9 protein-coding genes and 1 riboswitch are annotated in these 14,332 nt (G+C 75.5%); of the genes, 5 read left to right on the top strand and 4 right to left on the bottom strand.

Annotation, left to right across the window (positions count from 1 at the left end):
- Positions 1-113: 113 nt before the first annotated feature.
- Positions 114-566, top strand: a complete 453-nt coding sequence (locus tag LG943_RS18090; RefSeq protein WP_270073487.1) for an Lrp/AsnC family transcriptional regulator — start codon at positions 114-116, stop codon at positions 564-566.
- Positions 567-593: 27 nt separating this feature from the next.
- Here LG943_RS18090 and LG943_RS18085 read toward each other — a convergent pair whose 3' ends face one another.
- Positions 594-1,940 (bottom strand): TrkH family potassium uptake protein, encoded by a 1,347-nt coding sequence (locus tag LG943_RS18085; RefSeq protein WP_408648610.1) that lies wholly within the window; start codon positions 1,938-1,940, stop codon positions 594-596.
- Between the two features lie 458 nt (positions 1,941-2,398).
- Between LG943_RS18085 and LG943_RS18080 the strand changes: the two genes are divergently transcribed.
- The 3 genes from LG943_RS18080 (at position 2,399) to LG943_RS18070 (ending at position 6,570) form a co-directional block, all read left to right on the top strand.
- On the top strand, positions 2,399-4,174 hold the full coding sequence (locus tag LG943_RS18080) for an ABC-ATPase domain-containing protein (protein ID WP_270073486.1): 1,776 nt from the start codon (positions 2,399-2,401) through the stop codon (positions 4,172-4,174).
- A 121-nt stretch (positions 4,175-4,295) separates the two neighbouring features.
- The gene (locus tag LG943_RS18075) at positions 4,296-5,216 is read left to right on the top strand and encodes a proteasome assembly chaperone family protein (protein ID WP_270073485.1); all 921 of its coding nucleotides are present in this window, start codon (positions 4,296-4,298) and stop codon (positions 5,214-5,216) included.
- A gap of 226 nt (positions 5,217-5,442) precedes the next feature.
- Positions 5,443-6,570 carry a quinone-dependent dihydroorotate dehydrogenase gene (locus LG943_RS18070; RefSeq protein WP_270073484.1) on the top strand — a complete coding sequence of 376 codons (1,128 nt, stop codon included), beginning with the start codon at positions 5,443-5,445 and terminating at the stop codon, positions 6,568-6,570.
- A gap of 70 nt (positions 6,571-6,640) precedes the next feature.
- On the opposite strand, the gene LG943_RS18065 is transcribed toward LG943_RS18070, so the two are convergent.
- The 3 genes from LG943_RS18065 to LG943_RS18055 form a co-directional block, all read right to left on the bottom strand.
- Positions 6,641-8,179 (bottom strand): polysaccharide deacetylase family protein, encoded by a 1,539-nt coding sequence (locus LG943_RS18065; protein ID WP_270073483.1) that lies wholly within the window; start codon positions 8,177-8,179, stop codon positions 6,641-6,643.
- 561 nt (positions 8,180-8,740) lie between these two features.
- Positions 8,741-9,349, bottom strand: coding sequence for a DUF6461 domain-containing protein (locus LG943_RS18060; protein WP_270073482.1), 609 nt, complete (start codon positions 9,347-9,349; stop codon positions 8,741-8,743).
- Positions 9,350-9,644: 295 nt separating this feature from the next.
- The gene (locus tag LG943_RS18055) at positions 9,645-11,192 is read right to left on the bottom strand and encodes a polysaccharide deacetylase family protein (RefSeq protein WP_270073481.1); all 1,548 of its coding nucleotides are present in this window, start codon (positions 11,190-11,192) and stop codon (positions 9,645-9,647) included.
- Between the two features lie 440 nt (positions 11,193-11,632).
- A riboswitch (cobalamin riboswitch) is annotated at positions 11,633-11,853 on the top strand.
- A 137-nt stretch (positions 11,854-11,990) separates the two neighbouring features.
- On the opposite strand from LG943_RS18055, the gene metE reads away from it, so the two are divergent.
- Entirely contained in the window at positions 11,991-14,285 is a 2,295-nt protein-coding gene (metE, locus tag LG943_RS18050) for a 5-methyltetrahydropteroyltriglutamate--homocysteine S-methyltransferase (protein ID WP_270073480.1), read from the top strand.
- Positions 14,286-14,332 lie beyond the last annotated feature (47 nt).

Below are 14,332 nucleotides of genomic sequence, written 5' to 3'. Positions count from 1 at the left end.
GCCGCATACTGTCCATAATGCGGCGCGGACCGTGGACAGGTGGCCGCGCGGAGCGGTCGCCGCGGCGCATTCGTCCCCGGCGTCCAGCATGTGGACGGTGTGAGGTGAGACACATGGCCGTGCCCCTGGACGACGTCGACCGCCGGATCATCGACCTGCTGCGCGCCGACGGCCGCATGTCCATCCGGGCCGTCGCCGAGCGGGCGCACATCTCGCGCGCCAACGCCTACGCCCGCCTGGACCGGCTGCGCGCCGACGGCGTGATCCGCGGCTTCACCGCCGTCGTGGACCACGAGAAGTACGGCAAGGGGCTGTCGGCCTATGTGTCGGTGCGCATCCAGCAGCACTCCTGGGAGCGGTTCCGCGCCTACCTGCGCGACATCCCCGAGGTCGACCACGCCGCCCTGGTCTCGGGCGACGTCGACCTGCTGCTGCTGGTCCGGGTGGCCGACCCCGCCGCGCTGCGCACCTTCGTGCTGGAGCGGTTGCAGCGCATCCCCGAGGTCCGCAGCACCCAGACCATGTTCATCCTGGACGAGCCCGCGCTGGGCGAACCGGGCCGGTGAGCCGGGGCCGGTGGGCCGGCCGGGCGCTCAGCCGACGATCGGCCGCTCCTCGGGGTACTCGAACCGGCGCGGGTGGCGGCGCAGCGCCAGGGCCGAGGCCAGGGTGATCGGCCCGATGCGGCCCGCGAACATCAGGAACACCAGGATGAGCTGGCCGGCCAGCGGGATGTCGGCGGTGATGCCGGTGGACAGCCCCACCGTGGCGAACGCCGAGACCACCTCGAACAGGATCTGGTCCAGGGTGAAGGTGGTCATGGTCAGCAGGCAGAACGTCGAGACGATCACCAGGCCCAGCGCCATGGTCACCACGGTGATGGCCTGCTCGATGGCGCTGCGCGCCACCTTGCGGTTGGCCACGTGTACCGTGGTCTCGCCGCGGACGTTGGTGTAGATGACGAATGCCAGCAGCGCGAACGTGGTGACCTTGATGCCGCCGGCGGTGCCCGCGCTGCCGCCGCCCACGAACATCAGCGCGTCGGTGACGAACAGCGTCTGGGTGGTCATCTCGCCGAACGGCAGCGAGTTGAACCCGGCGGTGCGCGGCACCACCGCCTGGAAGAACCCGTTGAGCAGCTTGCCGGCCACGCTCAGCGGCCCCATGGTGCGCGGGTTGTGCCACTCCAGCGCCGTGAACGCGACGAACCCCACCACCAGCAGCACGGCGGTGGTGACCAGGGTGAGTTTGGCGTGCACCGTCCAGTGGTGGCGCTCGCGCCGGCGCCGCGCGTGCCGCCACAGCTCCACCCAGACCGGGAACCCCAGTCCGCCGAAGACCACCGCGAACGCCAGCGGCAGCAGGATCCAGGGGTCGCCGGCGAAGTCCTCCAGGTTGTAGGTGTAGAGGGCGAACCCGGCGTTGTTGAACGCCGAGACCGCGTGGAACACCCCCAGGTACAGCGCCCGGCCCAGCGGCTCGCCGTAGCCCAGCAGGAAGCGCGCCGAGAGGAGGACGGCCACCGCCCCCTCCACCACCGCCGTGACGACCACGATCCCGGCGACCACCTGCCGGACGTCGCCCAGGGTCAGGCTCTTGGTCTCGGCCTCGGTGCGCACCTGCTGGCGCAGCCGCACCCGGCGGGTCACCAGCAGGCTCAGCATCGTGGCCAGCGACATGATCCCCAGGCCGCCGACCTGGATCAGCACCAGGATGACGATCTCGCCGAAGGTGGACCAGTAGGCGGGGGTGTCCACGATGATCAGCCCGGTGACGCACGCGGCGGAGGTGGCGGTGAACAGCGCGTTCAGCCATCCTGCGGACTCGCCGCTCTCGGTGGCCGCCGGCAGCGCCAGCAGCGCGGTGCCGATGGCCACCACCCCGGCGAACGCCGCCGCCGTCAACTGCGGCGGCCGGCCCCAGCCCGGCAGCCGGTGCAGGGCCGACTCCAGGTCGAACCCGCGCAGCAGGCGCGACCGGCGTGAGGCGTCGCTCGCAGAACCGCGTCCGATCACTGTCTTCCCGTGTCCCCTTGAATCGCGTGGCCGCCGACGCGGCGCCCCGTGTCCCTGTGTCACCGGTCCGCCACGTCATGTGCGCGGCCGGGCGCGCGGACGCCCGCCCAGCTCAGCGGGTGCGGCGGCGCCGCGTGCCGGCCGGTGCTCCAGGTTCAAACCGGATGCTCCAGGACAAACTAACCATGCCCGGGACAGTGTGACCGAAGTTCCCGGGCGCGCCCGGCGTGGCGCCGTTTCCTTCGCGCCGTCTTAACGCGAGCCTGCACGCGGGCCGGGCGGGTAGGGCCGGGTCGGAGGGACGCGCGAGCGGCGCCCGCCGCGCGCGGCGGACCGGAAAGACGGCAGAGACAGGAAGAGAAGGAAGAGAGGTACCACCGGCGATGCCAGGACGGTACGGCGGCCAGGAGCGCCGCCACGGCGGGGGACGTCCCGAACGGCGCGGCGGCCACGGCGGCCCGCCCTCGGGCGCGCGGCGCCCCGAACCCGAGATCCGCGGCCGCCGCGACGGCGACCGCCTGGCCGAGGAGCTGCGCCGCATGGACGGCGCCTCCTACGGCCGCTACAAGTCGCTCACCGGCGACTGGGCCTTCCCCGACTTCACCCTCACCGTCGAGCGCGTGCAGTCCGACCCCTTCGCGCCGCCCTCCCGCGTGGCCGTGCGCATCCCCGCCGAGGTGGCCGGGCTGCCCGACCACGCCTGGCACCACCCGGTGCGCCGCCGCGCCACCGCCGACCACCTGGTGCGCCGCGCCCACCGCGAGCTGAAGGGCGCCCGGCTGCGCATCGACGCCGGCGGCCAGGAGGTGATCGCCCGCGCCTCCGGGCAGATCCGCGACGGCGCCGTCGAGCTGCGCCTGGGCATCGAGCTGCCCGGCCACGGCCGCCGCATCGACGCCCGCACCGCCGAGCGGGAACTGTGCGATCGGCTGCCCGCCCTGGTCGACGCCCTGCGCTGGCCGCACCTGGACACCGCCGCCGCCACCGCCTTCGCCGACTCCGTGGAGGACACCGCCGCGCTGCGCGACCTGCTGCCCGGCCTGGGCCTGGTGGCGTTCGTCGCCGACGGCGCGGTCCTGCCCCGCCGCAGCGGCGTCAGCGACCTGCCGATGGAGGGCGCGGCCGTCCCCTTCACCGCGCCCGAGAGCATGCGGGTCACCGTGGACCTGCCCCACGCCGGCCGCGTCAGCGGGCTGGGCATCCCCGAGGGCATCACGCTCATCGTCGGCGGCGGGTTCCACGGCAAGTCCACCCTGCTGCACGCCCTGGAGCGCGGCGTCTACGACCACGTCCCCGGCGACGGCCGGGAACTGGTCGCCACCCGCGCCGACGCCGTGAAGATCCGCGCCGAGGAGGGCCGCCGGGTCGAGCGCACCGACGTCAGCGCGTTCGTGCGCAACCTGCCCACCGGCGCCGACACCGCCGACTTCTCCACCGACAACGCCTCGGGCTCCACCTCCCAGGCCGCCAACATCGCCGAGGCCCTGGAGGCCGGCGCCCGCACCCTGCTGGTGGACGAGGACACCACCGCCACCAACCTGATGATCCGCGACGCCCGCATGCAGCGGCTCGTGCACGGCGACCGCGAGCCCCTCACCCCCTTCGTGGACCTCGTCCGCCCCCTGCACCGCGAGCACGGCGTCTCCACCGTGCTGGTCATGGGCGGCAGCGGCGACTACTTCGACGTGGCCGACCACGTGGTCATGCTCGACGGCTACCGCCCCTACGACGTCACCGAACGCGCCAAGGAGCTGGCCGCCGAACGCGCCGACGCCGCGTTCACCTCGCCCGCCGCCCGCGTGGTGGACCCCCGCTCGGTCGACGCCACCGCGCGCGGGCGCGCCCGCGTCAAGCGCCGCGACATGGACGTGCTGACCTTCGGCGAGGACGACATCGACGTGCGCGGGCTGACCCAGCTCGTGGATCCCGGCCAGGTCATCGGCGTGGGCCTGGCGCTGCGGCTGCTCGCCGAGGACGGCCTGCTCGACGGCGAGCGCACCCTCGCCCAGGCGCTGGACGCCCTGGAGGAGCGGCTGGCCGCCGACGGAGTGACCGCGCTGGGCCGGGGCTACGCCGGCGACTACGCGCTGCCGCGCCGCCACGAGGTGGCCGGCGCGCTCAACCGGCTGCGCAGCCTGCGGGTCGTGCGCTCCACGTGAGGTCGGCGACGTCCGGGATCGGGGGGTATGCCGGTCCCGGTCGTCTATTCTGGAACGCGAACCCCGCGTGCCGTGCGCCCACCGCGCGTACAGCCGTCCGTGTGCGAATGGAGCATGCCAGGTGCGTGACCACGCAGCCGATCTCTTCCGGGTGACCCCGGACGCCGAAACCGACGCAACGGTCATGCTGGTCGTTCTCGACGGGTTCGTGGACGCCGGCACGGTCGGCCGCCAGGCGGCCGAGGCCCTCTTCGACGCCTATGAGGCGCGCGAACTCGCCGCCTTCGACATCGACCGCCTGCTCGACTACCGCGACCGGCGGCCGGTGATGACCTTCGTCGAGAACGCCTACACCGCCTACACCCCGCCCCAGCTCGCGCTCTATGAGATGCGCGACACCGAGGGCACCCCCTTCCTGCTGCTCTACGGGCTGGAGCCCGACCGCGAGTGGGAGGCGTTCGCCCAGGCCGTCCGCCTGCTGATCGAGCGCTTCGAGATCACCCTGACGGTGGGCGTGCACGGCATCCCCATGGCGGTGCCCCACACCCGCCCGGCGACCGTCACGGCCCACGCCACCCGCCCCGACCTCGTCGCCGACCACACCCCCTGGGTCAGCCGCGTCACCGTGCCCGCCAGCGCCGCCGCGCTGCTGGAGTACCGGCTGGGCGAGGCCGGCCACGACGTGGTGGGCTACGCCGTCCACGTGCCCAGCTACCTCGCGCAGTCGGAGTACCCGCGCGCCGCCATCGCCGCCCTGGACTACGTCTCGGGCGCCACCGGCCTGGCGCTGCCCGGCGACCGCCTGGAGGACTCCGCCCGCCAGACCGACACCGAGATCGACCAGCAGGTGTCGGCCTCCGAGGAGGTCCAGCGGGTGGTGGCCAACCTGGAGCGGCAGTACGACGAGTTCATGTCCGCGCGCGAGGACGGCACCGGCGACACCCTGTTCGGCGGTGAGCTGTCCGACCTGCCCACCGCCGACGAACTGGGCGAGGAGCTGGAGCGCTTCCTCGCCGAGCGCGAACGCGGCGGCGAGGGCTGAGACCGGCGCGGCGCCGGGCGGGCCGCCGCCCGGCGCCGCCCGCCGCACCGCGCGGCGCTCCGCCGCACCGCGCGTGCCCCCCCACGCCCCCCCCGGCCCCCCCGGGGGGGGGGGGGGGGGGCCCGGGGGGGGCGGGGGGGGGGCCCCCCCCCGGCCCCCCCCGCCGCACCGCGCGGCACTCCGCCGCACCGCGCGTCCCACCCCACCCACCGACCTCAGGAACCCCGTGCTCTACCAGTTGCTCTTCTCCGCGGTGCTGCGCCGCACCGACGCCGAGTCCATCCACCGGCTGGCCTTCACCGCCCTGCGCGGGCTGGCGGCGGTGCCCGGCGCCCCGGAGGCCATGCGCCGCGTCCTGGGGCCGCGCCGGCCCGAACTCGCCGTCACCGCGCTGGGCCGGGAGTTCCCCGGCCCGCTCGGACTGGCCGCCGGGTTCGACAAGAACGCCGAAGGGGTCATCGGGCTCACCGCGCTGGGGTTCGGCCACGTCGAGGTCGGCACCGTCACCGCCCACCCGCAGCCGGGCAACCCCAAGCCGCGCCTGTTCCGGCTGACCGCCGACCGCGCGATCGTCAACCGCATGGGGTTCAACAACCACGGCTCGGTGGTGGCCGCCGACAACCTGGCCGCGCTGCGCGCCCGCCCCGCCGGGCGGCGCGCGATCGTGGGGGTCAACATCGGCAAGACCAAGACCGTGCCGGAGTCCGAGGCGGTCGCCGACTACGTCGCCGGCGCCCGCCGGCTGGCGCCCTTCGCCGACTACCTGGTCGTCAACGTCAGCTCGCCCAACACCCCGGGCCTGCGCGACCTCCAGGCCGTGGAGCGGCTGCGCCCGCTGCTGACGGCGGTGCGCGCCGCCCTGGACGAGGACGGCCGCGGCTCCCTGCCGCTGCTGGTGAAGATCGCCCCCGACCTCGCCGACGACGACGTGGACGCCGTGGCCGACCTCGCCGTGGAGCTGGGCCTGGACGGGATCATCGCGACCAACACCACCATCAGCCGCGAGGGGCTGCGCACCCCCGCCGAGGAGGTCGCCGCCGCCGGGGCCGGCGGGCTGTCGGGCGAGCCGCTGCGCCGCCGCTCCCTTGAGGTGCTGCGCCGGCTGCGCGCCCGCGCCGGCGACCGGCTCACTCTCATCGCGGTGGGCGGCGTGGCCACGCCCGAGGACGCCTGGGAGCGCATCCGCGCCGGCGCCTCCCTGGTGCAGGGCTACACCGGCCTCATCTACGGCGGCCCGCTGTGGCCGCTGCGCCTGCACCGGGGCCTGGCCCGGCTGGTGCGCCAGGCCGGTTACCGCTCCGTGGGCGAGGCGGTGGGGGCCGACGCCCCCAGCCCCGCCGCCGAGCGCTCCTGAGCCCCGCGCCCCCGGCCGCGCCCGGGGCCGCGGCCGTTCCCATGCCCCGCGCCGGGGCGGCCGGGAGCGGTCACGGGCAGCCCGCCAGCCGGATACAGACCGCGTTGAGGGCCGGGTCGGCGCTGTAGTACACCGCGCCCGGCTCGGTCTCCTCCAGCAGGTCGGCGATGGTGACCAGGGCATAGCCCTGGGCGGTGAAGTGCTCCAGGATCCGCGGCAGCGCGTCCACCGTGGCGTCCTCGGTGTCGTGCAGCAGCACCACCCCGTTGGGCGGGGTGCGGGCGACGGTGTTGGCCAGCACCTCCTCGGCGCTCAGCCCGGTCCAGTCCTCGGTGTCGGTGTCCCAGATGACCTGCGCCTGGCCGTGCTCGCGGGCGACCTCGGCCACGGCGGGGTCGGTGCGCCCGAACGGCGGGCGCATGATGTCCACGGTGGTGCCGGTCTCGCGGCGGATCAGCGCGTCCACCGCGGACAGTTCGGCGTCGATCCGGTCGCGGCCGCCGCCGGCGAACGTCTCGTGGGTGTCGCCGTGGTTGCCCAACTGGTGGCCCTCGGCGAAGGCGCGGCCCACCAGCGCCGGCTCGTTGCGGACCGAGTGGCCCGGCACGAAGAACGTGGCCTTGGCGTCGTAGGCGGCGAGCAGGTCCAGCACCTCGGGGGTGCGCTTGTCGGGGCCGTCGTCGAACGTCAGCGCCACGCAGGTGACGGCGCCGCCGCAGTCGTGGTCCTCGGCCGGCGGCCGGGAGCCGGGCACGGGCCGCTCGCGCCGCTCCCGCGGGTCCCCGGCCGGGGGCTCGGCGATGGAGAAGGCGTGCGGCGTCAGCGCCGAGGCGGCGCGGGCGCGGCGGCCCAGGTCCGACAGCAGCGGGCGGGCGTCCTCGGCGGCGACCACCGCCGCCACCCGGCCGCGCTCCAGCGGCGCCACGCGCCCGGCGTCGAACTCCACCACCAGGTCGCCGTCGTGGTTGAAGGCCAGGGAGTCGTACAGCCGGAACCCCGGGTGCAGGGCGGCGGGGTCGCCGCCGCCCTTCTCCAGCGCGGCGGCCACCAGGCGGTCCAGCCGGCGCAGCTCGGCGTCGCCGGCCAGCAGTTCGGTGGAGTAGGCCGTGGCGCCGGTGGCGGTGTCGTACCAGTAGGTGGCGTAGGAGTCGTGGACGCCCCGGTGGTCGTGCTCGGTGCGCACCAGCCGCACGCCCACCAGGCCCCGGCCGGCGGCGGTCAGCTCCCAGTCGACCTCCAGGCGCGTGGCGGAGTCCACGGCGGCGCGGAAGTCGGCGGCCTCCTGGGCCACCACCCCGGCGAGGTGGTCGGCCAGGGGAGCGGCGTTGGGGATGTCGGGGACCGAGGCGCGCACGGTGAACCCGCGGCCGGCGGCGTCGGCGCCGGCCGGGCGGGCGCCGATGCCGGGCACGTTCTCCTGGGCGACCCGGGTGGCGGCGGTGGGGGCGGGGTCGGGCGGCTTCAGGCTGCCGCAGCCCGAGGCGGCGGCCAGGAGCGCCCCGGCGGCCAGCACGGCGGCGGTGCGGGAGGCACGGACGGTCCGGGCGGTGCGGCGCGGCCGGCCCGGTCGCGGCACCGGGGCGGGGGAGCCGTGGGGGAGGCTGGGCATGCGCCGGGGGCTCCTTCGTGTGGCGGCCCGCGACCGCTGCGCGGGGGGCGGTCGTGCGGCGGTGGGCGGCCGCGTGCCGGCGGCCGGAGGAAACGGTCGGCGAACGGGCGAAGGGCGTAGAAGACGAACGTAGATCGCCCGGCGCCGCGGCGGCACCGCGCAGCCGCGAAGTGGCCACATCAGGTCACGCGCCCGCGCGGGCGGCCGGGCGCGCCGGGGGACCGGCGCGGACGTGCCGATGGGGTGGCGCCGACCGCCGCTCGCGGAGGGCCCTACGCACCGGGCGGAGCCGCCGGAACCTCCCGGCGGCCGGGCGCGGGGCGGGACGGCGCAGGAGGCTGAGCGGGTGGTGCCGGGACGGCCGACGCTCGGGATCCCCGCGCGCATCGGGCGGGACCCCCGGAGGTTCCGGCGGCTGGGCGGGTTCCGGTCGGCCGACCGGCTGGGGGCGGGCGGGACCGTATCGGGGCGCGGGTGTCCGCAACGCGGCCCGGCGGCGGTGCCGGGCCGGGGCGCGGCGGCAGCAGGCCGCCGCGCGGCCGGAAGCCGGGCCGGGGCGGGCTAGCGCTGGGCGATCGGCAGGGCGGCGTCGAGTTCGGCGCCCAGCAGGGGGCCGGCCAGGTGGGAGGAGCGGATGCGCACGCCGGTGACCCGGTCGGCCAGGGCCAGCACGGCGGCGCCGGGGTCGGTGGCGGGGGTCTGGCCGTCCAGGCCCACGGCGCCCATCTGCGCCGCCAGGGCGTCGGGGCGGGTGCCCCGGCGGACGCGCGGCGCGCGGGCGTCGAAGAAGGTCTGGAGCACGCCGTCGATCACCCAGCGGAACTCGTAGCGGTGGCCCATCAGCACCCGCACCGACACCAGTTCGGTCTCGGCCGACAGGGCGCGGTAGCACTCGGGGCGGGTCACGCGGCAGCCGGTGGGCTCCACGATCACCGTCCAGCCGTTGACCGACAGCGCGTGCACGGTCATCGGCGGACGCCCCTCAGCGCACAGCGCCGCCTCGACGGCCTCGGCGATGGGCAGGGAGCGGAGGTCGCGCTCGGCGACCCCCAGCCTCCCCAGCGCGGCGGCCTTGCTCAGCCCCCGCACATAGGAGAGGCAGTACGCTTCGGCGAGGTCCGGTTGGGTCTCCCGCAACCAGGCATAGTCGCGCGCGCACGCAACGGCCATCGGACTTCCCTTCACACATCCACGGGGTCACGCTGTGGTGGCTGCTCTCATCGTCGGGAACGACCGCCTCTATCATCGGGTTCCCGCTGACGCCGCCGCCAAGCGGTCCGGTTCAGGACACGCCCGGGCGGTTGGGAAGTCGCCCGGCGGGTACCCGGTGGGACGCTCCCACCACGGCGAACCAGCCTACGCGCGCCGGCGGGGTGCCCCCGCACTGGGGACACCCCGCCGCGTGTCGTACGCACCACATCCGCCCGGCGCCCTCCGGGCGGTGAACGCCCTGGTCAGCGCCTGGTCAGTCCTCGGCCGAGGGCGACTCCTCCGGTTCGGGGTGGCCGTCGATGTAGGAGCGGCCCGGTTCGGTCTCCCCGAGCAGTTGCGACACCGTGACCATGGTGTAACCCTTCTCGTCCAACCGCTCCAGGATGTCGGGCACCGCGTCGATGGTGGTGTCGTGGATGTCGTGCATCAGCACGATGGACCCCGGCCGCGCGTCCTGCACCGCCCGGTCGGCCACCAGTCCCGGGTTGTGGTCGCGCCAGTCGTTGGTGTCGATGCTCCACAAAATCTGCGCCTGGTCCAGCCGCTCGGTGACCTCCTCCACCTTGTTGTCGGTGGCGCCGTAGGGCGGGCGCATCAGGTCCATGGTGTAGCCGGTCTCGCGCCGCACCAGCTCGTTGACCGTGGTCAGCTCCTCGTCGATCTCCTCCTCGCCCACCGAGGTGAGGTCGGGGTGGTGGACCGTGTGGTTGGCGACCTCGTGGCCCTCGGCGTACTCGCGCCGCACCACGTCGGGGTGCTCGCGCACCGGCCCGCCGGTCACGAAGAACGTCGCCCGCGCGTCGTGCTCGGCCAGCGCGTCGAGCAGCTCGGGCGTGCGCGCGCCCGGACCGTCGTCGAAGGTCAGCGCGATGCACTTGGACTCGGGGTCGGCGCAGTCGACGTCGGGGTCGGCGGTGGCCATCATGCCCGGCACCCCGCCCTCGGGCGGGCCGTCCTTGGGCGCGTTGGCGGCGCGGCGGATCCGGAACTCCGGGGTGACCACCACGGCGGCCGACTGCGCGCGCTCACCGAACTCCGACAGCAGCGGCGCGGCGTCCTCCCGGGGGACCACCGCGTGCACCCGCCCCGACTTGGCGGGCGCGATCTGGCCCTCGTCGAACTCCACCACCAGGTCGCCGTCGGGGTTGAACCCGATGGAGTCGTACATCCGGGCGATGGGGTGCAGCGTCGAGACGTCGACCCCGTCCTCCTTCTTCAGCAGCTCGCTGACCCGCTCGTGGAGCCGGTCGAGCTGGCGCTGGCCGCCCAGCAGCTCCGTGGAGTAGGCGGTGCGGCCCGACTCCGCGTCGTACCAGTAGGTGGAGTAGCCGGTCCGCTTGCCCTCGCCGTCCTTCTCCCGCTGGGTCAGCCGCACCGCCATGACGCCCTGCCCGGCCACGCTCAACTCCCAGTCGACCGTGTAGGACTTGGGGTCGTCGGCCGCGCCGGCGAAGTCGGCGGCGTCCTGCTCGGTGATCTCGCCCAGCCGCTCGGCGAACGGGCCGGCGTTGCGGACCTTGGGGTAGGCCAGTTCGACGTCCACCCCGCCGTCCTTGCTCGCCGTGCGCTCCTCGGTCAGCCCCGGCACGTGCTCGGTGTCGACCACCGTCAGCTCGTCGGGCTCGCCCGTGGCCGGTGTGGGCTCGGGAGCGCCGTCGCCCGAGGTCGGCCGCGCCTCATCGCCCGAGCAGGCGGTCAGCGCGAGCAGCGACAGCACGGCGGCGCCCGCGGCCGCGCGCAGGGCCGGTCCGGGTCGGGCGGCGCGCCGGCGCCGGGCGGAGGTCAACGGTTGCGGGCGCACGGGCTGGTTCCTCAATGGGTGAGCGTCCTTCGCGGTCCTGGGTTTGGGTGCCGGTGACTCTGTCGCCCGTGGCAACCGGGCGAGTTCCGCGATTGATATATCAATTCGGACACGGTCCATCGGTTGAGCGTAAAAGGCGAAAAGCCAGGACAGGCAACAGAGAGCGTCATGATGCGGGCAACAACGGCAAGGTTTGGTCATCCCACGCGGCGCGGCCGCGGACCGGGGGAGCGGCTGGGCACCCGGCGCGCCGTCGACCGGCGCCCCGCCGGGCGCCCGCGGGCGTCATGACAGCAGCGCCCATCCTGCCAGCCGCACGGACCGATCGCACGCCGGGACGTGCGTGTCGCACGCCCCCGGCCCACCGATCGCCGCCGCCGGACCCGCGCCGGCCGCGCGTCCGGCACCGCCCGCTCCCCGGCCGCCGGGAGGGCCGCGCCTATACTGGCGCCGCGGTCGGTACACGCGCGCCCCGGCGCGCGTGTCGCAAGAGGGAACCCGGTGCGAATCCGGGACTGCCCCGCAGCGGTAAGCGGGAACGAAAGCCGTCATCGGCACTGGGCGCCGCGCGCCTGGGAAGCGACGGCCGGTAGGAGGACGCGGCCACGAGGCCGCCTCCGCGCCCGCGAGTCCGAAGACCTGCCACCGCCCGTGGCCGCGCCCCGCGCCCACGGCTGGGTCCGTGCGCCCCGAGGGAGGGCCAGGGCGGTGCGCCGGCGTGCCCGCGCGCCCCTCTCCTCCCGCCCTCGACGGCGTCCGGCCCGCAGGCTGATCGACGAGGGAGAGAACACGCCGACCATGACCACCACCGCCGTCCACGGCTACCCCCGCATCGGACCCGACCGGGAGCTGAAGCGGGCCTGCGAGTCCTACTGGGCCGGGCGCACCGGCGCCGCCGACCTCGACGCCGCGGCCGCCCGGCTGCGCCGCGGCGTCTGGGAGACGCTGCGCGGCGCCGGCGTCACCGCCGTCTGCTCCAACACCTTCTCCTACTACGACCACGTGCTCGACCACGCCGTGCTGTTCGACCTGGTCCCCGAGCGGTTCCGCCCGCTGGTGGACGCCGCCGAGGACCGCGACGGGCAACTGCGCGCCTACTTCGCCATGGCCCGGGGCACCGACCACCTCGCGCCCATGGAGATGACCAAGTGGTTCGACACCAACTACCACTACCTGGTGCCCGAGCTGTCGCCCGCCACCCGCCCGCGCCTGGCCGGCCGCAAGCCGCTGGCCGAGTACACCCAGGCGCGCGGCCTGGGCATCCCCACCCGCCCGGTGCTCGTCGGCCCGCTCACCCTGCTGCTGCTGGCCAAGCCCGCCGCCGACGCGCCTGAGGGCTGGCGGCCCCTGGAGCTGCTGGACGACCTCCTGGAGTGCTACGCGCACCTGCTGGGCCAGTTGCGCGCCGCCGGCGCCGAGTCGGTGCAGTTGGACGAGCCGGTCCTGGCCACCGACGAGGGCCGCGCCGAGACCACCGCCCTGGAGCGCGCCTACACGCGCCTGGGCGGCCTGGCCGAGCGCCCCGGCCTGGTGGTGTCCACCTACTTCGGCGCGGTCGGACCGGGCGTCCTGGAGGCGCTCAAGCGCACCCCCGTGGAGGCCGTCGGGCTGGACCTCGTCAGCGGTCCGGAGTCGGTCGAGGACCTGGCCCGGGTCTCCGGCCTGGGCGACAAGACACTGGTCGCCGGCGTGGTCGACGGGCGCAACGTGTGGCGCTGCGACGTCCCCCGTGCCCTGGCCGTGCTCGGCTCCCTGCTCGGGCTGGCCCGCGAGGTCGAGGTGAGCACCTCCTGCTCGCTGCTGCACGTGCCCATCGACCTGGCCGCCGAGCCCGACCTGGACCCCGCGCTGCGCGAACGCCTGGCGTTCGCCCGGCAGAAGGTGGACGAGGTCGTGCTGCTGGGCACCGCGCTGTCGGGGGGCGGCGCCGAGGCCGCCGCCATGGCCGCCGCCCGCGCGCCCCGGCCCGCGCCCGCCGTCGACGCGCGGGTGCGCGCCCGCCTGGACGCGCTGGGGGAGCCCGCCGAGCGCGCCGGCGAGGACCGGCGCGGCGCGGCGGCCGGCCGCGAACCGCTGCTGCCCACCACCACCATCGGGTCCTTCCCGCAGACCCCCGAGGTGCGGCGGGCGCGCGCCGACCACCGGGCCGGGCGCATCGGCGACGCCGAGTACACCCGGCTGATGCGCGCCGAGATCGACCGGGTGATCGCGCTCCAGGAGGACATCGGCCTGGACGTGCTGGTGCACGGTGAACCCGAGCGCAACGACATGGTGCAGTACTTCGCCGAACGGCTCGACGGGTTCGCCACCACCGCCAACGGGTGGGTGCAGTCCTACGGGTCGCGCTGCGTGCGCCCGCCCATCCTGCACGGCGACGTCGCCCGGCCCGCGCCGATGACGGTGGAGTGGACCACCTACGCCCAGTCGCGCACCGCCAAGCCGGTCAAGGGCATGCTGACCGGCCCGGTGACCATGCTGGCGTGGTCCTTCGTGCGCGACGACCAGCCGCTGGGCGACACCGCCCGCCAGGTGGCGCTGGCGCTGCGCGACGAGATCGCCGACCTGGAGCGCGCCGGCATCCGCCACATCCAGGTGGACGAGGCGGCGCTGCGCGAACTGCTGCCGCTGCGCGAGGAGCGCCGCGCCGACTACCTCGCGTGGGCGGTGGGCGCGTTCCGGCTGGCCACCTCGGGCGTGGCGGCGGGCACCCGCATCCACACCCACATGTGCTACTCGGAGTTCGGCCGCATCGTCGGGGCGATCGAGGCGCTGGACGCCGACGTCACCAGCGTCGAGGCGGCGCGCTCGCACATGGAGCTGGTGGGCGACCTCGCGTCGGCCGGCTACCGGCGCGGCATCGGCCCGGGGGTCTACGACATCCACTCCCCGCGCGTGCCCTCGGTGGAGGAGATCGAGGCGGCCCTGCGGACCGCGCTGCGGGCGGTTGCGCCCGAGCGGCTGTGGGTCAACCCCGACTGCGGGCTGAAGACCCGCTCCTACGCCGAGGTCGAGCCGAGCCTGCGCAACATGGTGGCGGCGGCGCGGCGCGTGCGCGCCGAGCTGGCGGACACGGCGGCGGGGGCGGCGGGGTGACCGGGCCGGCCGGGCCGACCGAGCCGGTCGGGTTGGTCGGCCCGGCC

The organism is Streptomonospora mangrovi (assembly GCF_027604915.1).
Taxonomy (GTDB): domain Bacteria; phylum Actinomycetota; class Actinomycetes; order Streptosporangiales; family Streptosporangiaceae; genus Streptomonospora; species Streptomonospora mangrovi.
Note: the sequence above shows the minus strand (reverse complement) of the source record. Positions and strands in the feature narration are given on the sequence as shown.